This is a genomic window from Rossellomorea aquimaris (assembly GCF_000935355.1).
Lineage (GTDB): Bacteria > Bacillota > Bacilli > Bacillales > Bacillaceae_B > Rossellomorea > Rossellomorea aquimaris_B.
This window is the reverse complement of sequence record NZ_JXZC01000002.1, coordinates 59,681-84,200: the sequence shown is the minus strand read 5'-3', so window position 1 is coordinate 84,200 and position 24,520 is coordinate 59,681. Positions and strand designations below refer to the sequence as shown.

The 24,520-nt window shown below is 42.7% G+C and carries 28 protein-coding genes; 13 read left to right on the top strand and 15 right to left on the bottom strand.

Annotated features, from left to right (window positions below; all coding sequences use genetic code 11):
• Positions 1–5: 5 nt before the first annotated feature.
• Both TV75_RS07570 and TV75_RS07565 read right to left on the bottom strand, forming a co-directional pair.
• On the bottom strand, positions 6–797 hold the full coding sequence (locus TV75_RS07570; protein ID WP_044338136.1) for a cobalamin-binding protein: 792 nt from the start codon (positions 795–797) through the stop codon (positions 6–8).
• A 10-nt stretch (positions 798–807) separates the two neighbouring features.
• Positions 808–1,287 carry a divergent PAP2 family protein gene (locus TV75_RS07565; RefSeq protein WP_044338135.1) on the bottom strand — a complete coding sequence of 160 codons (480 nt, stop codon included), beginning with the start codon at positions 1,285–1,287 and terminating at the stop codon, positions 808–810.
• A 157-nt stretch (positions 1,288–1,444) separates the two neighbouring features.
• On the opposite strand from TV75_RS07565, the gene TV75_RS07560 reads away from it, so the two are divergent.
• From TV75_RS07560 to TV75_RS07550, 3 genes are all read left to right on the top strand, one after another.
• Positions 1,445–2,950: a leucyl aminopeptidase gene (locus TV75_RS07560; RefSeq protein WP_044338134.1), complete on the top strand. Its 1,506-nt coding sequence runs from the start codon at positions 1,445–1,447 to the stop codon at positions 2,948–2,950.
• 486 nt (positions 2,951–3,436) lie between these two features.
• Positions 3,437–4,753 carry a Na+/H+ antiporter family protein gene (locus TV75_RS07555; protein ID WP_044338133.1) on the top strand — a complete coding sequence of 439 codons (1,317 nt, stop codon included), beginning with the start codon at positions 3,437–3,439 and terminating at the stop codon, positions 4,751–4,753.
• A 171-nt stretch (positions 4,754–4,924) separates the two neighbouring features.
• Positions 4,925–5,125, top strand: a complete 201-nt coding sequence (locus tag TV75_RS07550; protein ID WP_044338132.1) for a hypothetical protein — start codon at positions 4,925–4,927, stop codon at positions 5,123–5,125.
• Positions 5,126–5,227: 102 nt separating this feature from the next.
• Here the strand turns inward: TV75_RS07550 and TV75_RS07545 are convergent, their stop codons facing one another.
• Positions 5,228–5,614 (bottom strand): hypothetical protein, encoded by a 387-nt coding sequence (locus tag TV75_RS07545; RefSeq protein ID WP_052504460.1) that lies wholly within the window; start codon positions 5,612–5,614, stop codon positions 5,228–5,230.
• Positions 5,615–5,791: 177 nt separating this feature from the next.
• Between TV75_RS07545 and TV75_RS07540 the strand changes: the two genes are divergently transcribed.
• Positions 5,792–6,175 carry a PaaI family thioesterase gene (locus TV75_RS07540; protein WP_044338131.1) on the top strand — a complete coding sequence of 128 codons (384 nt, stop codon included), beginning with the start codon at positions 5,792–5,794 and terminating at the stop codon, positions 6,173–6,175.
• An 85-nt stretch (positions 6,176–6,260) separates the two neighbouring features.
• Positions 6,261–6,629: a DUF2188 domain-containing protein gene (locus tag TV75_RS07535; RefSeq protein WP_044338130.1), complete on the top strand. Its 369-nt coding sequence runs from the start codon at positions 6,261–6,263 to the stop codon at positions 6,627–6,629.
• Positions 6,630–6,695: 66 nt separating this feature from the next.
• Here TV75_RS07535 and mnhG read toward each other — a convergent pair whose 3' ends face one another.
• From mnhG to TV75_RS07500, 7 genes are read right to left on the bottom strand one after another with little or no spacing between them, the layout of a single operon-like run.
• Entirely contained in the window at positions 6,696–7,058 is a 363-nt protein-coding gene (mnhG, locus tag TV75_RS07530; protein WP_044338129.1) for a monovalent cation/H(+) antiporter subunit G, read from the bottom strand.
• Positions 7,042–7,326, bottom strand: a complete 285-nt coding sequence (locus TV75_RS07525; protein ID WP_044338128.1) for a Na(+)/H(+) antiporter subunit F1 — start codon at positions 7,324–7,326, stop codon at positions 7,042–7,044. The genes mnhG and TV75_RS07525 overlap by 17 nt, the downstream gene beginning before the upstream one ends.
• Positions 7,326–7,802: a Na+/H+ antiporter subunit E gene (locus TV75_RS07520; RefSeq protein ID WP_044338127.1), complete on the bottom strand. Its 477-nt coding sequence runs from the start codon at positions 7,800–7,802 to the stop codon at positions 7,326–7,328. The genes TV75_RS07525 and TV75_RS07520 overlap by 1 nt, the downstream gene beginning before the upstream one ends.
• Before the next feature lie 6 nt (positions 7,803–7,808).
• Positions 7,809–9,290 carry a Na+/H+ antiporter subunit D gene (locus TV75_RS07515; protein WP_044338126.1) on the bottom strand — a complete coding sequence of 494 codons (1,482 nt, stop codon included), beginning with the start codon at positions 9,288–9,290 and terminating at the stop codon, positions 7,809–7,811.
• Positions 9,283–9,624, bottom strand: a complete 342-nt coding sequence (locus tag TV75_RS07510) for a Na(+)/H(+) antiporter subunit C (RefSeq protein WP_044338125.1) — start codon at positions 9,622–9,624, stop codon at positions 9,283–9,285. The genes TV75_RS07515 and TV75_RS07510 overlap by 8 nt, the downstream gene beginning before the upstream one ends.
• A complete protein-coding gene (locus tag TV75_RS07505) occupies positions 9,624–10,052 on the bottom strand; it encodes a Na(+)/H(+) antiporter subunit B (RefSeq protein WP_044338124.1) in 429 nt (142 codons plus the stop codon). The genes TV75_RS07510 and TV75_RS07505 overlap by 1 nt, the downstream gene beginning before the upstream one ends.
• Positions 10,049–12,454 (bottom strand): Na+/H+ antiporter subunit A, encoded by a 2,406-nt coding sequence (locus tag TV75_RS07500; protein WP_044338123.1) that lies wholly within the window; start codon positions 12,452–12,454, stop codon positions 10,049–10,051. Before TV75_RS07500 ends, TV75_RS07505 begins: the two co-directional genes overlap by 4 nt.
• A 302-nt stretch (positions 12,455–12,756) precedes the next feature.
• Between TV75_RS07500 and TV75_RS07495 the strand changes: the two genes are divergently transcribed.
• Positions 12,757–13,020 (top strand): hypothetical protein, encoded by a 264-nt coding sequence (locus tag TV75_RS07495; RefSeq protein ID WP_044338122.1) that lies wholly within the window; start codon positions 12,757–12,759, stop codon positions 13,018–13,020.
• Between the two features lie 167 nt (positions 13,021–13,187).
• Entirely contained in the window at positions 13,188–13,763 is a 576-nt protein-coding gene (locus TV75_RS07490) for a DUF5366 family protein (protein ID WP_044338121.1), read from the top strand.
• Positions 13,764–13,799: 36 nt separating this feature from the next.
• On the opposite strand, the gene TV75_RS07485 is transcribed toward TV75_RS07490, so the two are convergent.
• Positions 13,800–15,647 carry a transglycosylase domain-containing protein gene (locus TV75_RS07485; RefSeq protein ID WP_044338120.1) on the bottom strand — a complete coding sequence of 616 codons (1,848 nt, stop codon included), beginning with the start codon at positions 15,645–15,647 and terminating at the stop codon, positions 13,800–13,802.
• Positions 15,648–15,663: 16 nt separating this feature from the next.
• Positions 15,664–16,875 carry an MFS transporter gene (locus TV75_RS07480; protein ID WP_044338475.1) on the bottom strand — a complete coding sequence of 404 codons (1,212 nt, stop codon included), beginning with the start codon at positions 16,873–16,875 and terminating at the stop codon, positions 15,664–15,666.
• A 245-nt stretch (positions 16,876–17,120) separates the two neighbouring features.
• Between TV75_RS07480 and kapD the strand changes: the two genes are divergently transcribed.
• Positions 17,121–17,741 (top strand): 3'-5' exonuclease KapD, encoded by a 621-nt coding sequence (kapD, locus tag TV75_RS07475; RefSeq protein WP_044338119.1) that lies wholly within the window; start codon positions 17,121–17,123, stop codon positions 17,739–17,741.
• Between the two features lie 45 nt (positions 17,742–17,786).
• On the opposite strand, the gene TV75_RS07470 is transcribed toward kapD, so the two are convergent.
• Complete coding sequence (locus tag TV75_RS07470) at positions 17,787–18,185, bottom strand: kinase-associated lipoprotein B (protein WP_044338118.1); 399 nt, start codon at positions 18,183–18,185, stop codon at positions 17,787–17,789.
• A gap of 95 nt (positions 18,186–18,280) precedes the next feature.
• Here TV75_RS07470 and TV75_RS07465 point away from each other — a divergent pair, with 95 nt between their 5' ends.
• The 3 genes from TV75_RS07465 to TV75_RS07455 all read left to right on the top strand — a co-directional run bounded on the left by TV75_RS07465 (position 18,281) and on the right by TV75_RS07455 (position 20,159).
• The gene (locus tag TV75_RS07465) at positions 18,281–19,018 is read left to right on the top strand and encodes a peptidylprolyl isomerase (protein ID WP_044338117.1); all 738 of its coding nucleotides are present in this window, start codon (positions 18,281–18,283) and stop codon (positions 19,016–19,018) included.
• A gap of 232 nt (positions 19,019–19,250) precedes the next feature.
• Complete coding sequence (locus TV75_RS07460) at positions 19,251–19,454, top strand: hypothetical protein (RefSeq protein WP_044338116.1); 204 nt, start codon at positions 19,251–19,253, stop codon at positions 19,452–19,454.
• Between the two features lie 174 nt (positions 19,455–19,628).
• Complete coding sequence (locus tag TV75_RS07455) at positions 19,629–20,159, top strand: superoxide dismutase family protein (protein WP_044338474.1); 531 nt, start codon at positions 19,629–19,631, stop codon at positions 20,157–20,159.
• Positions 20,160–20,294: 135 nt separating this feature from the next.
• Here TV75_RS07455 and TV75_RS07450 read toward each other — a convergent pair whose 3' ends face one another.
• Together TV75_RS07450 and TV75_RS07445 are read right to left on the bottom strand one after the other, a co-directional pair.
• Positions 20,295–21,500 (bottom strand): MalY/PatB family protein, encoded by a 1,206-nt coding sequence (locus TV75_RS07450; protein ID WP_044338115.1) that lies wholly within the window; start codon positions 21,498–21,500, stop codon positions 20,295–20,297.
• A gap of 101 nt (positions 21,501–21,601) precedes the next feature.
• A complete protein-coding gene (locus TV75_RS07445) occupies positions 21,602–22,510 on the bottom strand; it encodes an alpha/beta fold hydrolase (RefSeq protein ID WP_082051189.1) in 909 nt (302 codons plus the stop codon).
• Positions 22,511–22,709: 199 nt separating this feature from the next.
• Between TV75_RS07445 and TV75_RS07440 the strand changes: the two genes are divergently transcribed.
• Both TV75_RS07440 and TV75_RS07435 read left to right on the top strand, forming a co-directional pair.
• A complete protein-coding gene (locus TV75_RS07440) occupies positions 22,710–23,210 on the top strand; it encodes an Lrp/AsnC family transcriptional regulator (protein ID WP_044338114.1) in 501 nt (166 codons plus the stop codon).
• A complete protein-coding gene (locus TV75_RS07435) occupies positions 23,207–24,376 on the top strand; it encodes an aminotransferase (protein ID WP_044338113.1) in 1,170 nt (389 codons plus the stop codon). The genes TV75_RS07440 and TV75_RS07435 overlap by 4 nt, the downstream gene beginning before the upstream one ends.
• Positions 24,377–24,520: the final 144 nt, after the last annotated feature.

Here is a 24,520-nt window from a genome sequence, read left to right as displayed (position 1 = left end):
TTTTTCTACCATCGGACCTCTTTATACAATTCAGGATGAAGAACTTCTGCAAGCTTGACAGCACCTTTTAAAAGAAGGGGTGATGGCCTGCAATAGAGGGCTTCCTCCAGAACGAAAATCCGGTCTTTTTGAATAGCCTTCATTTCGTTCCATCCAGTACGCTTCCTCACGATATCAGGGTTAACCCGTTTCTGCTGGACGCCGACCCATGCAAGACAGATATAGTCTGGATCACGTTTCAGTACGTCGTCCCAATCCGTTTGAACACTCGCCAGATCCACATCATCAAAAAGATTTCGAGCACCGATCATCTCGCTCAACTCGGTTAACCAGTTGATCTTACCAGGGGTGAAAACAGGCTTTGGCCACCATTCCCAGTAGAGAGATGGTGGATTTTGAACCCCTGAACTGATCGCTTTTAAGCGATTTACGGTCTGTAAAAATTCTTTCTGACGCCGAATTCCGTGTTCTTCTATTCCACAAGCTTTCCCAACCGTTAAAAGGTCTTCGGCAATGTCAGAAAAGTTCTGAGGATTTAACGTAATGTGGGGGATGTTCCGCTTTTCCAGTTCTTCTATGTTTTTTTCCATACCGGGTACACTTAATGAAGAGAACACCAAATCAGGTTTCAAGGCCTCTACCTTATCCATGTTAATAGAGAGGTCCGGTCCAAGCCTGGGAAGGGAATCGACCTCTTTAGGATAATCGGAGTAATCATCAACTCCTACAAGATTCGATGTTAATCCAAGATAATCGATTATTTCTGTATTACTGGGGCAGATTGAAACAATTCTCATCGTGACACTCCTAAGCATTTAAAAAATAATGAAGCAGAAGCGTTAGAATGATCCCCGAAAGTCCCCCAAAGAACACTTCAATGGGTTTGTGACCGAGTAATTCTTTCAGCTCCTTGCGCTTTTCTTGTTCAGGCTTGTTCTGCCAGCCTTTTGCTTCTGACATGAACTTCTGGAAATCAATCATCAACCGATTCAAAACAATCGCTTGTTCTCCTGCCTGCCTCCTGACCCCCGTTGCGTCAAACATCGTAATGATGGCAAACATGGCGGATACGGCGAAGATCGGTGAATCCACGCCCACTTCCAGGGCCACTCCAGTAGATAATGCCGTTACGGCCGCTGAATGGGAACTTGGCATCCCACCTGTTGAGGTAATCAATGACCAATTTAACTCCCTGGTCGCGATAAACTGTATGGGAACCTTTACAAACTGAGCAAAGAAGATTGAAAATAAAGATGCCCATAATGGAAAATTTAAAAATACTTCCATGCTGTTAAATGCCACCCTTTCAATTGTTTGAATAAAAATAATGTTCTCATTATATCATACCCTATTAACCACTGAATTAACTTTATGGAGTGGTTTGGTAGATAGTCGAAATAATGGGACATCTTCGCTATAATAGAGAATGGAGGTGTCGGTTAAAATGAAATTTTCGATTAATCAAAATGAAGTAAGGACCGCAAATCAAGAGTGCCTGGTCGTCGGGATTTATCATCAGCCAACATTTGAAAGAGAGCTGAAAGAGCTTGACCGCACGTTTGAAGGCTATCTTACACAACTGGTAAAAGACGGAGACATTTCTTCGGAAGCAAAGAAAGTGTCAAAGATACATACATTTGGAAAGCTGGAAACGAAGCGGTTATTATTCGTAGGTCTTGGAAAACAAAAAGAGCTTACGTTTGATTCTTTAAAAGAATCGTTAGGCGTAGCATCAAAAACGTTAAAGGATATGAAGGTTTCTTCATTTTCAGTTGCACTGGATACGTTTGTTTCTGATGAAATGGCAGCAACAGATGCAGCTCATGCCTTCATGGAAGCCTTTACGATGTCTACATATGAGTTCCACGGCTATAAAAAGAAATCTAATCAACCGGAGGTACAGGTGGAGTCGATCGAGTTCTTTACGGGCTCAGACTCTAAAGAAGTAGAGATGGCTTTACATATCGGCTCTGCCTTTGGTAACGGAGTCAATTCAGCGCGTACGCTGGTGAACACTCCTGGTAATCTATTAACCTCGACTAAATTAGCCGAATACGCCCTTGAATTAGCTGAGCGATACAACTTTGAAGTTGAGATTTTGGATAAAGAAGAGATGGAGCATCTGGGAATGGGCGCATTGCTCGCAGTCAATCAGGGGTCCGTCGAACCACCGAAAATGATTGTTCTTAAATACAGCGGTAAAGATGAATGGAAAGATGTCATCGGTTTAGTCGGAAAAGGAATCACCTTTGATACAGGCGGTTACTCCATTAAGCCTAAAGATGGAATCGTCGGAATGAAAACCGATATGGGAGGAGCTGCAGCTGTTCTTGGTGCCATGGAAATCATCGGAGAAATCAAACCTGAACAAAATGTAGTTGCCGTCATTCCTTCAACAGACAATATGGTGAGCGGCTCTGCATTCAAGCCTGACGATGTGATTACCTCTATGAGTGGTAAAACCATTGAAGTGTTAAATACAGACGCTGAGGGCCGTCTTGCTCTTGCTGACGGTATGACCTATGCGAAGCATCAAGGGGCAAATTATTTAGTGGACGTTGCAACTTTAACAGGGGGAGTCATCATTGCTCTGGGTGAAGACAAAACAGGGGCCCTCACGAATAATGAAGCGTTCTTTGAGCAAGTGCTGGAAGCGTCAGGTGAATCAGGCGAATACATTTGGCAGCTTCCATATACGGAAAACGACAAGAAACGTGTTCGTGGAAGTGATATTGCCGACTTGAACAACTCTCCGGGACGAGCGGGTCACGCCATCATGGGTGGGGCATTTGTCGGAGAATTTGCTGAAGGTCTTCCTTGGGTGCACCTTGATATCGCCGGTACGGCTACGACGAAAGGAAGCTATGAACTTGGTCCGAAAGGCGGAACGGGTGTCATGGCAAGAACACTGGCACTATTGGTTGAACGTTTTGTGCCTTTAGAGAAATAAATGTGATGGAATGGATAGTCTTTTTTCAGTGTTCAAGCACGATGACACTGAAAAAAGGCTTTTTTTTATGAGAATTCCTGATTAGAAGTAGGGGGATAGCTGAAAGTGTATGTGAAACCGGGATCCAGTTTAGGATAAGCGGGGTAATCCGGCCGTTTTCTTTTATAATCCGGCCGAAATGGGCAATAATCCGGCCGTTTCACTTCAGAATCCAGCCGAAAAGGAAGAAAATCCAGCCGTTTTCAATCAAAATCCAGACGATTAACATTTAATGGAAATCCAACAACGTCAACAACGCCAACAACGCCAACCTCTACCCACTGCTCTCCTGAAAAATTTCCCAACCCATCTTTTACCCTGCTAAAGTGTTGACAAACTCTCTTTATCTTGTTAAAGTTGAAATCGTGATTTTATTACTCTACCAATTTAGCGAACTAAAGCAAATGATATATCGTTGTATGGAGAATTTTGAGGAGGAAGTTAGTTATGAATGCAGTTGTTATAGCGGTTCTTGTCATGCTTGTACTGAGCCTGGTACGTGTGAATGTCGTATTCGCCCTGATCACTGGTGCGTTAGTCGGAGGATTGACCGGGGGATTGGGATTAGACGAGACGATAGCCGTATTTTCTGAAGGAATCAGCGGCGGGGCAAATATCGCGTTAAGTTATGCATTACTGGGTGGATTCGCGGTGGCGATTTCCTACACGGGAATCCCAAATCTGCTTGTTGACTGGGTACTGAAGGTAGTTGGGAAAAAAGGTGATTCCAGAAAAACAGCCCTTTCCAAAGCACTTATTGTATTATCTATTTTAATTATGGCTTGTTTTTCACAGAATGTGATTCCGATTCACATTGCCTTTATTCCTATTTTGATTCCGCCTTTATTGAAGGTGATGACAGAGTTACGGATAGACAGACGTTTAATCGCATCCGTGATTACGTTTGGTTTAACGGCTCCCTATATTCTTTTACCAGTAGGATTCGGCTTGCAGTTCCATGAAATCATTGCTCAAAACATGGGCACAAGCGGCATGGAAATCGCATTAGGCGATATCCCCAAAGCGATGCTCCTCCCGGTAGGGGGCATGGTGATCGGTTTACTCATCGCCGTATTTGTGAGCTACCGTAAACCAAGGGACTACAATGAAGCAGAAGAAGTGATCGCTGAGGAGAAGGTCGTTTATAATAAGAGAGCGATGATTTTCGCCCTCGTTTCTATCGTTGTCGCTTTATATGTTCAGCTTCAACTGGAATCAATGATCTTTGGTGCATTAGCCGGAATTGCTGTACTTTATATATCTGGATCGGTTAAATGGAAAGAGGCCGACGGGTTACTGAACGAAGGAATGAAAATGATGGCCTTCATCGGCTTTGTGATGATTACTGCATCAGGTTTTGCTGAAGTGGTAAAAGCCACAGGCGATGTCGAAACATTGGTTGAGGCGACTGCTGACGTAATCGGCGGAAACCAGGCATTAGCAGCTCTAATCATGTTGATTGTAGGGCTTCTTGTGACAATGGGAATCGGATCTTCATTTGCTACGATTCCAATCATTGCAGCCATTTTCGTACCACTTGCCATGGAGCTTGGATTCAGCCCTCTCGCAACGATTGCGATTGTGGGAACAGCAGGGGCACTTGGTGACGCAGGTTCTCCGGCATCAGACAGTACGCTTGGACCGACAGCAGGATTAAATGCAGATGGACAGCATAATCATATCTGGGATACATGTGTACCAACATTCTTACATTACAATATTCCACTGATCCTATTCGGTTGGATTGCAGCAATCATTTTATAAACGTAAAAAAAGCAGGGGATGTGTTCCCTGCTTTTTTTTGCATGTGTACCCCATCACCGGGAAAATAGGTCATCGCCCACTCCAAACTTCATTCTTCCGCATACAAAATAGTGAAGCCTAAAAAGAAATAGTGGCTATAAACGTTTGAAAAGAGAAGGAGGAGGCAGCCAGATGAATCACCGTGTTGTGTATGAAAGAAGACCGTGGGGAAGAAGGCCATTTTATGGCGGAGGTTTCTTCGGCGCACCATTCGTAGGAGGGGTACTCGGCGGGTTATTGGGTTCGGCACTCTTAGCTCCAAGACCGTATTATTATCCGTACTATGCACCGTATGGGTATGGAGGGTACCCGGGTTATTACCCATATTATTAAGAGCAGGAAAAAAATATATGAGAATAGCAGTGTCGTAAATAGACACTGCTATTGTTTGTTATGGTTATAATAAATGGCGGTCTCAATTCTCTCACAACTTTCCTACATCCACCGGACAATCACAATCAAGTGACAACAATCCACCTGGCCAAGCTTCTCATCGAAGACTAGACGCACACCGTCAGGATTAAATGAGACTACGGGTTGTACTTTTGTGCCGATAGTTTGAAGTAACTTATGTACTTCAGGCAGATTGGATTGTTGGGCAGCTTTCATGAACTTCGATGAAAAATCTTTTGAACTGTTAATCCTGCGCAGGACCTTTTGGGCATCATCCATCAGGCTTAACGTTTTACCTGCTGAAGACATAAACGTATTGCTATCAACGGGGGGATAATTTCGATTATATGAAAAAACAGGCTGTGTCCTTGAATAAGTAGGCGGGTAGGGGCGTTGAACAGGCTGGTAAAAAGGATGGTATCGATACATAATATAACCCCTTTCTTATGAATGCTCTAAGGAAATGTATGAAATGGAAGAAGGAATTATTCGTGAAACAAAAAGAATGAAGGGGAGGGCAGGCAAGCCCTTTTAGGGAAAATAAAGGATTTTTCGAGCCTTTCTCGAACAGATAGTATAGAAGAATATTATGATGAGGTGATGCACATGAATATGGAAAATACATTAATCAGTACATTAGGGATTGAGTTTGTAGAACTCGGGAAAGGGAAAGTAATTGCGACGATGCCGGTAAATGAAAATACCAGGCAGCCATTCGGATTCCTTCATGGAGGAGCATCAGTGGCACTTGCAGAAACAGTGGCGAGCGTGGGAGCAGTGCAATTGATTGATCTTGATAAAGAAATCTGCTTTGGCTTGGAGATCAATGCGAACCACATTAAAGCAAAGCGGGAAGGACTTGTCACAGCAACAGGAACGGTGATGCATCAAGGAAGAACGACTATGGTGTGGGAGATTAAGATCACAGATGAAGATGACCAATTAATTTGTGTATCAAGATGTACGATGGCGGTTGTACCTAAGAGATAATCGAAATCCTTACATATCCATACGTTTAATAAGTGAATAAATGGGAAATCAATAACTAACCATTTAAAATAGGAGGCTTGATTTAATGAGCTGGACCAAAAATGATTATCCTGATTCACTGAAAAACCTGCCTGCTGATGTTCGAAACAAAGCCATTGAGATTGCCAATGCTCTTCTCGATGAAGGGTATGAAGAAGGAAGAGCCATTGCGATTGCCACTGACCAGGCCCATAAGTCTGAAGAGGGAAGCACGTCAGATAAAACGGAGTATCATGTAAGCCCCCATGATGATGGATGGCAGTTAAAGAAAGCAGACGGAAAGCGGGCAATCATGGTAGAAGAGACGAAGGATAAGCTTCTTACAAAAGCAAAAAACTATGTGACGGATCATTCCGGTACGTTGATTGTGCACAAGCAGGATGGAAGCGTCGAGAATCACTTATATCAACAATAATAAAAAGGCTTGACCAATCGAGGGAATGCTCGTGAGGTCAAGCCTTTTTGTTTCATCATATGCTTTTTATTGACTGTTCTGACGGTCGTATTCTTTTTTATCTTTTAAATCATCTTGCACGCTTTGGTCCCAAAGCTTAACACCTGAGTTATAGGCAGCTCTTGCAATAAGATGTCCGGCAACAGGTGCTGTTACGAAGATGAAGACAATGGTCAGAATCACTCTCGAGTTAAAATGCCCATGCTCCAGGTAAAAGTAAAGGAATGTAGCGAGCAGAATCGACATCACGCCCAGTGTCGCACTTTTAGATGCTGCATGATTCCTCGTATATACATCTGGTAGTCTCAGTAACCCAAAGGCGGTGACAAGGCTGAGAAACCCTCCTATTACTAAAAAGAACCCGATGAAAAATCTAATGATCTCGCTCACGTTCGATGATCTCCCCTTTCTCTAAGAACTTTGAAAAGGCAATGGTTCCTAAGAAAGCCAGAATCCCAAGAAGGAGAATGACTTCCAGAAAGGCGTAGGTATCGAGCATCATGGACACCAGGGCAATGATGGCAATAAGGTTAATTCCGATTGCATCCAGGGCAACTACGCGATCTGGAGTTGTAGGTCCTTTCACTACCCTGTATACAAGTCCCAGCATGGATAGAGAGACGCATAGTAATGTGATTTGAAAAATCGTGTGTAACATCAGCGACTCACCTCCATAATGGCTTTCTCAAAGGAATTTTTAATCTCATCAATGGCTTGATCCTTATCGGGGATATCGATGGCATGGACATAAAGGATCTTATTATCGTACGATACATCCATCACCAGTGTACCCGGTGTTAAGGTGATAAGATTAGCCAATAAAGTAATCTCCCAATCGGTTTTTAATTCTGTCGGTAAAGCGAAGATTCCAGGTTTGAAATCAAGCTTCGGTCTCAGAATCGTTTTTAGGACCGATATGTTAGCAAGGATAAGTTCTTTTAAGAACAAGAAAAATAAGTTGATCACGGCAGTCACGCGCAATAAATAAAACCGTGAGCTGAAAAACCTTCTGAATGCAAAAATCACAAGCAATCCTAGCAAATAGCCAATTATAAATGACTGAGAAGTAAAGGATACCGAAAGAAACATCCAGACAAAGGCCATGAAAAAGTTTAATAAAATTTGAAAAGCCATTCTACATTACTCCTTTAACACTGCGTCTATATAGAGATTCGGATTCACCAGTACTTCCGCTGCTTGTGAGAATAGAGGACGGATCGCTTCGGCACCAAAGCCGTAACATACAGCTAACACGACGAGTATCGCGGAGGTCATCCATAAGTAACGAGCGTGTCCTTTTGAAACCCCTTTGTATTCTTTCGGAGTGCCCCATATACCGTTCAGGAAGATTTTAATAACAGAATACAGTACTAAAAGACTTGATGCCAGAATGACACCAGCACCTACATAGGCTTCTGCTGCAAAGCTTCCTCTCAGAATTAATAGTTTTCCAATGAATCCACTCAAAGGAGGGATTCCTGCCAAGGAGAATGCAGCGACCAGGAATGTCCAGCCGAGCCACGGGTACTCCTTGATGAGACCGCCCATCTTCTTAAGGTCAGTCGTGCCCGTTATCGCGATCATCACCCCGACAAGGAGGAAGAGAGCGGCTTTAATGAACATGTCATGAACCAGATAGTAAATGGCTCCTTCCAATGCTTCAGGGTTCATGGTCGATACCCCGAATAATATCACCCCAACCGCAATGATGATGTTGTAGATAATGATTTTCTTAACATCCCAATACGCAATGGCGCCGATACAGCCAAGAACGATTGTCAGGATGGCTAACATGCTTAGGATTACATGGGTAAACCCAGTATCATGATAGAAAAATAGTGTATACGTCCGTAAAATCGAATAGATCCCTACTTTTGTCAGCAAGGCTCCGAATAAAGCCAGCACCGGTGTCGGTGGAGCATAGTATGAGCCTGGTAACCAAAAGTAAAGCGGGAAGATCGCACCCTTAAGTCCAAAGACTAAGAGAAACATGATAGCGATCGCTGTAAGAATTCCCGGTTGATCGACTTCTGCAATCTTTCTCGAAATATCTGCCATATTCAGCGTACCGACTACAGAATATAAATAGGCCACGGTAATAACGAATAAAGCAGAAGAGATGACATTGACAAGAATGTATTTGATCCCTTCACGCAATTGAGCTTTTGTTCCACCGAGGACCAATAGTACGTAAGAGCTCATCAGCATCACTTCAAAAAAGACGAAAAGGTTAAAAATATCCCCGGTTGTAAATGCACCGTTCACACCTACCAGCAGGAACTGCACAACAGGGTAGTAGTAGAATCTTTCTCTGTCTGCTCCAATCGACTTAAAGGAGTAGAGTAACACGACCAATGTGATGATACTTGTCGTTGTCACCAGTAATGCAGAGAGCATGTCAGAAACGAGTGTAATCCCAAAAGGAGCCACCCAGCTTCCTAAGTCAATCGTTTGTATTCCATCAATATAGATGGTGTTGATGAGTACAAGGGATGCTGCAATGGTGGCCAGAGTCGAAACGGCCGAAATCCCTCGTTGCACCTTCACATATTTGCTGATAAACATTAAGATAATCGCCGTAAATAACGGGATTAAAATGGGTAGTATTAATAAGTTAGTCATTTCCTTCGTTTCCTCTCATCTGATCCATATTATCCGTTCCAAGCTCTTGATAAGCACGATAAGCTAGAACAAGGAAGAAAGCGGTCACTCCAAAGCTAATAACAATCGCTGTTAAAATCAATGCTTGTGGCAACGGATCGACATAAGATTTTGCGTGTTCTCCAAGAAGAGGTGCAGCTCCTCCTTTTAGACCGCTAATGGAAAGAAGCAAAAGATGTGCGCCGTGACTCAATAATGCTGTTCCAATAATGATTCGGAGCAAGCTTTTGGATAACATTAAGTAAACGGCGATCGTAATAAGAATACCGACAACAATGGCCATTAATATTTCCATTATTCGCTCACCCCAATCGTTTGAATAATGGTCATCGTGACACCGATAACAACCAGATACACTCCTGTATCAAATAAAACGGCTGTATGCAGGGATGTCTTTCCTAACAGTGGAAGATGGAAATAATCGTACGCATGAGTCAGGAAAGGGACATCGAACAGAAGTGCCCCCGCAGAAGTCGCTACTGCCAGGAGTAAACCGATCGCAGTAATGATTTTATAATCCACCGGCAGGATATTGGCTACCGTTTTGATATCATACGCCAACAACAGTAGTACAATCGCAGCCGAAGTCATCAATCCTCCAATGAAGCCTCCACCCGGGGTATAGTGCCCGGCGAAGAAAAGTCTCAGAGAAAACAGGATAATGATGAATGCGACAACGTTCGTTACGGTTTGTAAGATGACGTCATTCGTTTTTGTTTTCATCCTTCTTTCCCCCTTGTCAGACGCAATTTAATCATGGAGAAAATACCAAGTGAGGCGATCGCCAATACACAGATTTCAAATAATGTATCAAATCCACGGAAGTCAACGAGTATAACGTTTACCATATTCTTACCGCCCGCTTCTTCATACACATTCTTGATGTAATAGCTTGAAATCGACTCGGAAAGCTTTGTGCTGTATGCAGAAATCGCAAATAAGGTGACGACCGCCCCGACTCCGATGGCAATCAAGGCATTTCCAAGCTTGAATCTCATTCGTTCTTCATGCCTGCTTAATGGAGGCAGGTGATAGAAGCAGAGTAAGAAAAGAGCAACAGACACGGTCTCGATCACAAGCTGTGTCAGAGCCAAGTCGGGTGCACGGAATAATACGAAGAATAAAGAAACCGTATATCCGGCAGCACCCAGCGAAATGATGGACGTCAATCGTGATTTTGCAAACAGGATGGTAACAGAGCTGATAACAAGTAAAAGCGCTATGGCTACCTCATAGATTCCAATCGGAGCCAGGTCATCTGTATTGATCGCAAATGCACCTTTAAACCACAAACTAAACAATAATACGGCAATCAAGAAGGAAAAGATATATACAAGATACGTACGGATAAATCCTGTCATATAGCCTTTTGTAAAGTTGTAAGCTCCGCGTTCGGATCCGATCAATCCACCATCATAAAATGAATTCAATGTGAAACGATCAGGGATCCATGAGTATACTTTTCTCCATTTTGGAAGCAGGAGATATAACATGATCCCAAATAGAATGACTCCGAAAGTCATAAATAGTTCAGGAGTAAAGCCATGCCAGAAATAAATATCAGTTTCGACCGCATGTCCTTCCTGGATCAGGCTTGGAGTAATGGCAGCCACTGCCGGAGCGATGATTCGTTCTGACAGGATATTTGGGAAGAAACCAAAAATGATCACAAGTGAAGCCAGAATGATTGGTGGAATCAACATTCCAAGTGGAGCTTCATGTGGTTTCTTTTCAAGTTTTTCCGGCTGGTGCTTACCTGTAAAGGTCTTAAACACAAGAATCATGCTGTAAATAAACGTGAACACACTGCCTGTCCATGCAAGGATGGGGAAAATCATGCCCAGTGTATCCAAGTTGAAAATATCCATTTCAAGGACCCTTACCATACCTGTAAAGAACATCTCTTTACTTAAGAATCCATTAAATGGAGGAAGTCCAGCCATGGAGAAGGCCCCGATGATCGCGATGGTGAAAGTGATCGGCATAAAGTTCATCAATCCACCAAGCTTACGAATATCCCTCGTGCCTGTTTCATGGTCAATGATGCCGACAACCATGAACAAGCTTCCTTTAAAGGTCGCATGGTTAATTAGATGGAAAACGGCTGCTAGGGTTGCAACCATATAAATATTGTCTTCCAATTGACTATAGTGAAGAGCCGCTGCTCCGACTCCCAATAAAGACATGATAAGACCAAGTTGACTGACGGTTGAAAATGCAAGTATTCCTTTAAGGTCCGTTTGTTTCACCGCATTAAAGGAACCCCAGAATAGGGTGAAGATACCGAATCCGCCCACAAGCCACAGCCATACACTTGATTCTGCAAATACCGGGCTCATTCTGGCCACCAGATAAATACCGGCTTTAACCATTGTGGCAGAGTGCAGGTACGCACTGACCGGTGTCGGGGCCTCCATGGCGTCAGGTAACCAAATGTGGAACGGGAATTGAGCGGACTTCGTAAATGCCCCTAAAAGGACAAGCAATAATGCCGGAAGGAACAGTGCTTCAGTCATGAGCTGATCTGCTTGCATGACTAATTCCCTGATGCTGAAGGTCCCGCCCATAAGATAAAGAAGTAAGAATCCTCCAAGCATACTCAGTCCGCCAAATACGGTAATGAGCATGGATTTCTGTGCACCGTATCTCGAACGCTCACGGTGGTACCAGTAACCGATCAATAAGAATGAGGAGATGGAAGTGAACTCCCAGAACATGTAAAGAACGATTAAATTATCGGAAAGAACAACTCCCAACATCGCTCCCATAAACATCATTAGATACACATAAAAGTTATGTAGTTGTTCTTTCTTCTTATCTAAGTAGTAAATCGAGTACAGGACTACCAGTGAACCAATCCCTGTGATGAGAAGGGAAAAAAGTAATCCAAGACCGTCGACATAGGCGATGAAGTCGATTCCGAATGACGGCATCCACTCCAAGGTTTCCTTGACGGTGTCTCCATTTTTGGTGATGGAGATGAATTGAAAAAAGTAAGTAAATAAAGCGACTGGCAGCAGTAATACGAACCAGCCGGTATGTACATTCCGGAACGCCTTATAAAGAAATGGAATGAGTATGGCAAATAAAAAAGGCGATACAATAGCCCAATGTAACAAAGTCATATAAAACCCCCCTCATGTAAAATTCATTTATTCTAAAGCATGGTCTAATGTCTTTCCAGATTTTAAATAAGCATCTTTTTCAAAAACCTCGACCGAAGCTGAACCTCAAAGAGCATTATAACGTAAAAAATAAATGCTTGCATTACTCAGGATTCCGTTCGTATCAGATTGTTCTTGAAGTATTAAATATGAAGATAGACGGAAAATACACCTGAAAAATTGTTAGATTTTTTCTGTATTACTGAGAGCTTAAGAATAGTTTCGGTCTAATTGGAGAATCCTATCCATAAGGTGGTGAAGTTATGAAAAAGAAAACTGTAGCGGTTACGACCATATTCTTTACTTTTTTTGGCTTTGCGTGGTTAATTGAATCACAAGATCGGTTTAATAGAGGGATCATTGAAGTGGAAGACCCGACCAGTATGAATATCAGACCGGTTCAATACGGTGAAACAGAAGAAGTGGAAGAAGAAGTAACGAGAGAGCCGATTCGTCAAAGACAACCATTTCGATCTCGGGAATATATCCGGGTCGTGCCACATTCCAATCCCGGAACGCAACAATAAGAGTCTGTCCTTTCTTTAGATGAACTGAAGGGGCATTCTTTTTTGTCATGATAGTAAAGGGATGATAGGTATTTAGTCATTGTTCCTTCTGTTTGTATACCCTTTTCAAGATACTCATAAACGATTATGATGAGAGTGGTTGAAGAATCGTTATGGGAGAGTTTTGAGTGAAAAATACATACTTAACAAGTTATTTGCCTCTTTTTTCTATATTATTATTTAGCCTTACTTTTTCCGTATATGGTGTGGAAGTGTTTGTGGACATCTTCAAGAAAATTGGTGTCTATCCAGGAATGAGGGAGTTTTTATCGGATATGCAATTAAAGCTCGCCATCATGATTTTGTTAATGGTCGCTTTTTTTATGGTGTTTGCTGCCTTGAAGCTGATAGCGGAGACGATCAATGGCGTATCCATGCTGTTTTTCTCCATGGATTCAAATGGCTTATTGTATAACCGTGTTAGAACAGGCTCGATGATATATTTTATCGGTGGCCTGGTGTCTGTCCTCAGCCTGAAATCCTTCCTGGGACTTTTGATCATATTTACTTTAAGCTCCATGGTGTACTTTGTTTATTTTGTTTATAAAATAAGTCCGTCCCTCTCAAAAATGGGAATAATCGGAGTCGTCAGTTTACAAATATTCTCGTGGTCATCCTTATTCTTAACGATATTCTTTGTTTTTTTGAAATTATATAATGGGGTGATGGCGAGTTTGCCGGTGATGTCGAAGGTGAAATTATAATAACAAAAGAGTCTGCACATGTTGCAGACTCTTTTGTTATTCCATGATCCTTTTCCAAACCTTATGGCTTGGACGCTGTTGCTCGATTTGACTCATGTTCCGGGGGATGTCGTGCCCGACCCATACCCCAGTGGTGAAGGTGTCTGTTAATCCCATCACCCAGTAGTCATGATAGTTATTGGTGGTTCCGGTTTTGATCCCCACATAAGGTTTTGAAACGTAAGCTGCTCTTCCGGTTCCCGAAGTAGCTGCTTCGGTCAACATATTCCTTACTTTGGCTGTAGTATCTGCGGACCATATCTTCTTTTGATCATTCTTCCATTTATAAAGGACCTTGCCGTTGGTGTCTTTCACGTGGATAATGGCATGACTCTCCCGATAATTCCCATCAATAAAGGATGTGTAGGCATCGGTTAATTCTAAGGGTGTCATTCCATAAGTGAATCCTCCAACAGATGAAGCAAACGTTTTGTCCTCTTTTAAGACCTTTTTAAAAGAAAAAGCGGATAGGTAGTTGAAGGCTTCATCTATGCCGACTCTCTCCATCAATCGAAGTGCCGGGCTGTTATAGGATTGTGCCAGCGATTGTTTCAAGGTCACATCACCAGGTTGAACCCCTCCATAATTCATAGGACAATAGTCACCGATGCAGTACCGGTTTGCATTCACTCTGTCTGTAATGGAGGCCTGGTATTTCTCGATATACGGCCCATATACGAGGAGTGGTTTTATCGCTGAACCCGGTTGCCTGAAGGCTTGGAATGCATGATGAAAATTGTATTTCTGATAGTCCCTTCCGCCGGACAATGCCACAATGGTCCTAGTCTTGTTATCGATGGTGATAGTGGCACCCTGCAGCTCTCCCTGTAAGTTCTCATTTAAGGCATGAACACTTCTTTGTTGAAGATCACGGCTTAAAGCAGTTTGAATCCGGACACCTGAGGAGATCACTTCCTGAAAACGTTCCTCAAGCTTCTGACCGATCCTCTCTTTTTCTTCAGGAGATGCTGCGTTATCAAACTCTACTTTGAACCCCTCGTGCATGGAAATCAGTTCTTTTAATTCGTTTTCAACGTAAAAAGCGTAATCAGGGTATAAGTCTGTCTTCTTGCGGACGTTTAAGGAAATCGGAACTTTTTTTAGTTTTTCCGCCTGATCTTTGGAAAGCTTGGACGTAGTCACCAGTATATCCAGGAGGCGCTCCTGACGAACTTTCGTCTGATCGAAATGATCGATGGGATCATATTTTCCGGGGTTATTGGGAATTGATGCAATAAATGCCATCTCTGCTTGGTTCAGTTCGGTTACACTCTTCTGAAAGTAATACTGTGACGCTGTTTCAATCCCGTAAACGCCGTTACTGAAGTAAATGACATTCAGATAAAGCTCTAAAATTTCATCTTTTGATAATGATTTTTCAATTTCATGGGCATAAAATAACTCGGTCAATTTACGATTGTAGGTTTTTTCCTGACCTAGATATAAATTTCTTGCGAGCTGCTGTGTAATCGTGCTTCCACCCTGTTGAATGTGGGTAAACACTAAATTTTTCACCACAGCCCGAAGAATCGCTCCGGCATCAAATCCAACGTGTTCATAAAAATGCTGATCTTCTGACGCGACAAGAATATCCTTTATAAAGGGAGGAATCTGTTCATCCGAAACATATAAGCGATAGGGACGGTTAACCTCTGAAAAAACACGCCCGTTTTGGTCGAGGAGCAAGCTCGTCCGGTTCAGGTCTATAGTATCTGTACTTACTGCGAGTTCCAGTTCCTTTTGAAAGCTTTGTACTTTGTTTAATTCATCCGTTGTAAAAAATAATGTGGTAAAAAATATGAGCATAAAACTGATAACCGTTATATAACCTGCGAAAACTCTCATTTCTCACTCTACTTTTCTAGTAATCTCTCACATGGCTGGTTGTTTCAGAATGACGTATACTCCACCATAATAATCCAAATGCGCCTAAGAATAAAGCACCTGTTACATAAAAAACGGAAGAAATACCAATATATCCTGATACAATTCCTCCGAAAGCAGGTCCAACCACGTTTCCCAGAAAACGAAAGCTTTGATTGTATCCAAGCACTTCCCCTTGCATGCTTACAGGGGCTTCCTGACGGATGTAAGCCGTCACACAAGGAATCATCCCTCCAATCGCGATTCCGAACAAGAAACGGAACAGGACGAGCTGCCACAGTTCAACAGCCAGTGCCTGGGGAACGATGAAAATAGCGGCCAGGATCAGGAGGATCGATAAAACTTTCTCATAACCGATATCATCACCAAGCTGACCCCATCGTCTCGTCGCGAGTAGATTTCCAAATCCCGTAGCAGAGAAAGCAATTCCCGCCAAAAATGCCAGGTTCGTAGAAGAGGTAAGTTCGTCTACATAAAGGGCGAGAAGAGGCTGGATGCTAAAATTCGCTACCTGGATTAGGAATGACAGTAAGATAACCGTCACTAATAATTTATGACTGAAAATATGCTGAAGCACTTCTTTACTTGAATACTGGTTTCGTTGATTACGCTGCTCTTTGCTCCGTTGCTCATTAATGCCTGCCCATACAACAGTCGCTGCTACAGCGATGGCAATGGAGGTGAAAATAAACGTATAGGAAAAGCCCACATTATCGGCGAGGATCCCACCAATGACCGGACCGAATAACCCTCCTGATACGGTTCCCATTTGCAAGGTCCCTAATGTGCGACCCGCTTCCTCCTTTGGGGTCTGGGAGGAAATAAGGGCCATTGAGGTAGGGATGAAGCCTGTCACAGCACCCATGACCATTCGAAGTAGAAAGAGTCCCCATACCGATTCCATAAGGCCCATCAGGAAAATGGATGCTGCAATTCCGTAACCTGTGATCAAGAGGATCGGTTTATACCCGAAACGGTCCCCGACTCGTCCCCATAAAGGGGAAATGAAGAAAGCCGTTAAAAAGGTAACCCCGAAAACAAACCCTGACCATCGCTGTACATATTCGTGACTGTATGTACCAAAGGTTTCAATATAAAGGGATAAAAACGGCAAGACCATTGTGGCACTTGCAGCTACCATGAAATTGGCCAAAAGCATGATCATTAGATTCTTTTTTTTGATTGAAATGGTTAACACCTTCTATGTGATATTTATTTCGTATAACTAAATATTCATTTTATTAAAGAAACAGTCGCCAGTCCACCGAATAACATTTATTCACGCTGAAAACCTGGAATTAGTCATATTTTCTAGGTCCAGCATGATATAATGTAAGAATAAGAAGTATGGGAAAGTGACGAGTGTACCACTTTATGAATTCTATTTTTTTTAGATAAATTGGGGTCTTATCCACATTTTGAGGAGGGAGTATAGTGGCGAAAGCGGATCAGCTTGTGTTCATAGATTTTGAGTTTTCTATGCCGGAAAGACATAGAGTCCCCAAAGGTTTTTTTCCTGAAATTATTGAAGCCGGTGTCGTGGTGGTTGAGAAAGGGAAAGTGTCCGATACGTTTTCATCTTATGTAAAACCGACTGCGTTTCCCAAACTAACCAATCGCTGTAAACGGTTCTTATCAATTAATCAGCAGGAAGTGGATTCGGGAATATCGTTTAAGTGCTTGATTGACTATTTCAACGGTTTAAATGCAAGGGGAGTCGAGAAGGTAGTGACGTGGGGAAACATGGATATGAAGGTACTGAGGGATAATTGTACCCAGTCTGATATTCCATTTCCTTTCCAAGCTCAATTTGTCGACTTGTCCATGGAATATAAACGCTTCTTTGGTGATCAAAACCAAACGGGACTATGGAAAGCAGTCCAGGAATACGGGAGAGAAGGAGTCGGAAAACATCATAAAGCATTAGATGATGCTCTCACCACCCACCATATCTACAACCTGGTCGAAAAAGACAAAAAATACCTCGATAAAGCTGAACCCACCACCATAGGGGACAGAATCGACCTCTCCAAATTTTACAATCAGCTTGCATGACGAAATGAGGGACGGACCTTACCGAGGTCCGTCCCTCATTTTCGATTAAAATGTCAGACTATACATCAGTTCATATTCTCTCTGAACGGATTGAAGGGTTTCCAGGCTCTTTTGGGCGTGAGGGGAAGAGTCTGCTTCCAGCTCATTTTTAAGAGTTAGGTAGGCAGCCACTAATGATTCATTATAGTCTGGTATATCGCCATCAAAGGGCTTGACCATTTTTTCCGGCATGTTTGCCTGCTCACGGTGGGCAAGGGCTTTTCGTTCGTGGAACAGTGGAACATCAACCTCCTGAGGATTATGAAGGTCCCCTTGTCGAGGGTGCTTCAACACTGAAAGGATCTTCACTACATAGGCACCGGGCCGCTCTCCGGTCACTTCCCCGATATATTTCCCGGTTTTATAAAAAGCTGTGACATAATCACCAATTTGTATGTTTTTCATAAAAAAACCTCCTCTAATACTTCAAACTCTATTATAATGAAAGCGGAATGAATTGAGAAATAACTACTATAAAGGTAACATGTGGAGGTACATATATGAAGCGTCTGATGATCGTGATCCTGTGTTTACTAGGTTTAGTACTTGCTTCTTGTGGACAAACAGAGAAGGAAGATGCCACTAAAGAAGAAACACAACAAACAGAGGAAAAGAAAACTACAGAAGAAACAAAAGGAGATGACCCAATGACATTCCCTCAGCTTACAACAGAAGTTGCTGAAAACGAAAAATTAGTAGAAATGAAAACATCAATGGGAACGATTAAAATAAAACTATTCCCAGAGCAGGCACCTAAAACCGTTGAAAACTTTATCACTCATAGTGAAAACGGCTATTATGACGGACTGAAATTCCATCGAGTGATCAAAGACTTCATGATCCAGGGGGGTGACCCTAATGGAAATGGAACGGGTGGAGAAAGTATTTATGGCGAATCCTTTGAAGATGAATTCTCACCTGAATTATTCAACCTTCGTGGCGCCCTTTCCATGGCCAATGCAGGTCCTAATACGAATGGAAGTCAATTCTTCATCGTGCAAAAGGATGACATCGATCCACAATTTGAAGAGCAAATGAAATCAGCCGGTTTCCCATCAGAAATCATTGATGCCTACATGAAAAATGGTGGAACCCCTTGGCTTGATCAAAAGCATACCGTGTTCGGTCAAGTGGTTGAAGGAATGGAAATCGTTGATGAAATTGCTAACGTAGAAGTTGGTGCGAACGACCTTCCAAAAGAAGAAATTGTCATCGAAAGCATTAAGGTTGTAAAATAGTAATGAGAGAGAGCGATGGACCCTATTAGAGGTCCATCGCTCTTTGTTTATAGCATGTAGGTCCTGTAGGTGCTAGAAATGCAGGATTATACAAGTATTTCCTCGGAAATTGTCGAGGGTTGTTCGAATGATAGTTCAATAAATCGTTAAAAACAGAACAATTTCAAGTTGGTTTGTCCTTTACAGTGTTGATATAATAAACGAAGAGTTTGTTTTTTGAAAGGAGCTTACGATGCTTTCTTCTTTTGTATTAAATCTATTTCTATACTTTCCTGAAGACAAGTCGGAATATATCCCGGCAAGCATTACAATGGCCATCTTCTTAATAGCTGCCTTATTGACGTTCCGTTTAATTATAAAGGTTTCAAAACGTGAAGAATTGAAAACGAAGAAGATGGAAGAGGAAGCGGCGCAGCATAAAAGGGAATCAGAATAATAAGAGTGAAACGCGCTTAAATATCTAGGCGTGTTTTTTTTTGTGCTGATTCTGTGCAATTTCCTTCGGATACCACCTCCTGCCTGTTCCTTCTTTTCGCGCAAAAAAAGGAATACATTTTCCCTCAAACGTCAACAATGGAGGAAGAGTATGCAGATTTGGAGGAAGAGCGATATGAAAAAAGCATCATTATTATATATGGTCATCATGAGCGTATTACTTGGGGGATGTGCCATTGAAAACCCTAAAAAGGTCGAAGTGGAAATGAAAAATGAGAACGGGGATTCACTTGGGAAAGCCATTCTGCAAGAGAAATCAGACGGAGTTGAAGTCGACTTGGATCTTGAAGGTTTGCCACCGGGTGAGCACGGGATTCATATCCACGAAAAAGGAGTATGTAAACGTCCGGACTTTGTCTCTGCGGGCAATCACTTCAATCCGGATGACACCAAACATGGACTTCTTCATCCTGAAGGGGCCCATGGAGGAGACCTGCCTAATATCATCGTGGAGGATGACGGTACAACAAAGGCAAAGCTGATGGCAGGAGGGGTCACCTTGACAAAAGGAAAGACATCTCTATTTACAAAAGAAGGTACTTCTTTGATCATTGATGAAAATAAGGATGATGGCATGACACAGCCTTCTGGTGATTCCGGTAAACGGATTGCCTGCGGGGAGATTGTGAGCGATAAGAAGAAGTAGAGTAAGTCGTAGGGTGTTCAATATATATGTTGTACCAGGTACAACTGACTTGTATTGTACCAGGTACAACAAAATTGAAAAGTTGAAAAAACAAAAAACGGGAAGAGTTGCCGGCAACTCTTCCCGTTTTTACTATTAACTTAACGCTTTTCGCAATCTTTCCAACCCATCCATCAGCGTCGTTCGTGGACAGGCAATGTTCATACGTACAAAACCTTCCCCGCCAGGCCCGTATTTCGTTCCGGGTTCCAATGCGAGCTTTCCTTTACTCAATAGACGTTCCTTCAGTTCTTCATCTGATAAATCCATCTTTGTGCAATCGATCCAGAGCAGGTACGTTCCTTCCGCGTCCACCACTTGAAGCCCTGGTAAATGCTTCCGGATGAATTCCTTCGTCACCCTCACATTTTCCTGCAGGTACGCAAGTATTTCCTTCAGCCATTCTTCACCAAAGCGATAGGCTGCCCCCATTCCAACAATCCCAAAGGTATTGAGAGTGAAGAAGCCTTGTTTTTTATGAATGGCGGCGATTTTTTCCCTTAGATCCGGATTGGGGGTGATCATGGCTGAAGCCTGCAATCCTGCGAGATTAAAGGTTTTACTTGGTGCGATGCATGTAATCGTCATATCCCGGAACGAGTCATTCAGGGACGCTAATGGGAAATGCTTGTGCGTGTCGTAAACCAGATCTGAATGAATTTCATCCGAGACAATTACGACATTGTACTGCTGGCATAATTCAGCCATTTTTGTAAGCTCTTCTTTCCTCCATACACGTCCGCTCGGATTGTGTGGATTGCATAGTAAAAATAGCTTTACACCTGTTTTCAGTGCTTCTTCAAAGGCATGATAGTCGATGGAATAGCTGCCGTCCTTATACTCTAATTGAGCATTGACTATTTCCCGGTCATTGTCTTCCACCAGGCTGAAAAACGGTGTATAGACGGGGGACTGAATGAGTACTTTGTCACCGGGTATGGTGAGGGCTTGAATAATGGTTGAAATGGCCGGCACGACTCCTGGGCTGTACTGCAGCCACGTATTCTCGATGTCCCAGCCGTGACGCTTTTGTAGCCAGCCTTTAATGCTTGCCGCCGTTTCATCGCCGACGAAGGTATAACCAAAGATTCCGTGCTTCAACCGTTCCTGCAGGGCGTCCAATACCTCTTGTGGAGGAAGGAAATCCATATCTGCCACCCACATGGGAAGGACATCGTCTTTTCCAAATACTGTCTTCGTCAGATCCCACTTGACGGAGGATGACCCTTTTCGATTGATGATCTCTTCGAACTTACTCACAGGATATTCCCCTTTCCAATATGTATTTGTCAGTATAATCATAAGATGTAATCGTAAAAGATGAAAATGATTTGTTCAGAGGTGATCCGGAGTACAAAGGTTCGTGTTCGGTTTAACGGTCTAATAGAAAAAGGGACTTCTCCCTACGTTTCAGAAATGAGCGCTTGGGAAAGTCCTTTTTTGTATAGTGGTTGTGTCTGAGTATCGTCGGAAAACTCTGCTGTACTTGCTGATACAAATTGATGAATGTGTTCCAATACTTCCTCAGGTTTTTCTTCAGGAACGAGATGACCGGTTTCCTTTAAAACCACCAGCCTTGAGTTAGGGATATCCTGTTTGAGCTTATGTCCGGTGGAGAGCGGTACCACTCTGTCATGTTCTCCCCAAACAAGGAGGCAAGGTGTTTGGATGTTACGCAAGTCGTTCCCTGATAAATCTCCTTCACGATCTCGAATCATCCTTGTTAAGGCCTTGAAAATATCATCTTCCAGAAAAGGTTTCAAATACCCAAACATCATTTCATCATCAATCATTTTTGAATCATGTACCACATTTTCAAGATTATTTCGTACCCCTGATCGAGTAAGCCACAGCTTTACATACAGATGGAAAAAGGGAATGTGACTCAGCATCGTGACAGGCCACTTCATTTTCTTGAGATAGCCGGAACTGCATAGGAGAACACCTTTTTCGACTAATGAAGGTGCTTTTTTCATCACGTTCAAAGCGATTTGACCACCCATTGAATGACCCGTTAAATGGATATTCCTAACATCCAAGTGGTCCAGCAAGGCGATGACCGTGTTGGCCAGGTTGTCGTAAGAGTAGATAAATCGATTGTTTTTCTCGCTGTTCCCAAAGGGAGGAAGATCGATGGATATGACATTATAATTTTGTTTCAGAAGAGGTGTAAGCCTTCTAAAGCTAAAGGTTGACGATAGAAATCCATGAAGAAGGACGAAGGTTTCCGAGGCAGAAGGATGCTGATGATGTTCAAAGTAGACATTGGCACCATTCACCTGAACCACTTTTGCGAAATCTTGTTCTTGCATACTTCGTCACTCCCCTCTACTGGCTTACAGGTATTTTACCCGTAATTACTCATTTAACACCTGTATTTGAAAGTTGTAACATATTCAATTGTAATTATAGATGGAATGGGGAAAATAGTCTTAAAGTGATGATCCCTCTTTTCATAATAGTGACTTCTGATATAATAAAACCATTTAGTGGTGATGAGGAGGAAGAAGAATGCAACTGAGAGAAATGGAGCTCGATTTAGTAAGGATTTTACAGAAGGATGCCAGAATTTCCACCGAGAGTTTAGGGAAAATGCTTCAAGTATCAACTGATGAAATTGAGGAAGCGATTGAGAAGCTTGAAAAAGACAATGTTCTGGTCAGGTACAGTTCCGTTGTGGATTGGTCCAAGGTAGAAGGCCATGAAGGGGTAACGGCGATGATCGATGTAAAAGTCGCTCCAAAAAGAGGAGTAGGATTTGATGAAGTGGCTCATCGTATTTATCGTTACAAAGAAGTGAAAAGCGTCTATCTAATGTCGGGGGCGTATGACCTTTCTGTGACGGTGGAAGGCCGTTCCATGCACGAAGTGGCTACTTTTGTTTCTGAGAAGCTATCCACTCTGGATTCTGTATTATCTACAACAACTCACTTTCAATTAAAGAAATACAAGCATGATGGAACCATTTTTGGTGATCATGGTGAAGATAAACGAATTGTGGTGTCACCATGACAACAAAGACCTCTTACATATCTCAATCAGTGAAAAACTTAAAGCCTTCCGGCATCCGGAAATTCTTCGATTTGGCTGCAAATATGGAAGGTGTCATATCGCTCGGGGTTGGGGAACCGGATTTCATTACCTCCTGGACGGTTCGGGAAGCTGCGATTCTGTCCTTGGAGCAAGGCTACACCTCTTATACGGCGAACGCAGGCCTACTTGAACTCCGGGAAAAGATTGGCTTGTATATGAAAGAAGGATACTCCGTCGACTATGACGCGAAAAATGAAATCATTGTGACTGTAGGTGCCTCTCAAGCCCTTGATATCAGTATGCGGGCAATCATTGATCAGGGAGATGAAGTGATTGTAGTGGAGCCAAGCTTCGTTTCCTACGTACCACTTGTTCAATTGGCAGGGGGAGTACCTGTAACGGTTGAAACCAAGCCGGAAAATGACTTCAAAGTCACAGCCGAAGAACTTGAAGCAGCCATCACTCCACGGACGAAAGCCGTCTTGCTTTGTTCGCCCAATAATCCGACAGGGACGGTCCTTGAAAGGGAGAACCTGGAAGAATTGGCAGGGGTGATTCGGAAGCATGATCTGGTGGTCCTTTCAGATGAAATCTACTCTGAGCTGGCCTATGATCACCACCACGTATCAATTGCATCTTTAAAGGACATGAGAAAACGTACCATTGTGATCAATGGGTTTTCAAAAGGGTTTGCCATGACGGGCTGGAGGCTGGGGTTTATTTGTGCACCTGAAGAGATCGCTTCCTCATTACTCAAAATTCATCAATACGCCATGATGTGCGCTTCTACCCCTGCCCAACATGCTGCTGTCGAGGCACTGGATAAAGGGATGGATGATGTGATGGAAATGAAGCGAAGCTATCGTCATCGACGTCACTATTTTGTAGACTCCTTAAATGAACTGGGCTTAACATGCCATACCCCGGGAGGAGCATTCTATGCCTTTCCATCCATTAAGAAAACAGGGTTGTCTTCAGAGGAATTTGCAGAAAAGCTCCTTATGGAAGAAAAAGTTGCAGTTGTACCCGGCAATGTATTCGGTAAAGGTGGAGAAGGATATATCCGCTGTTCTTATGCGTCAAGTATGGAGCAGCTGCAGGAAGCCGTGAAACGGATGAAGAGGTTCGTTGAGAATCATAGTTAAGAAATGAAGGGTGCCAGGCACAAAAGAACATATTTGTGCCTGGCACCTATTTTATTTGGGCAAAAAAAAATAGGACGATTAATATCGTCCAACAAATGAAAACAAAAGGGGGAATACTTAGAAAGCTTATTTTCAGTATGACCT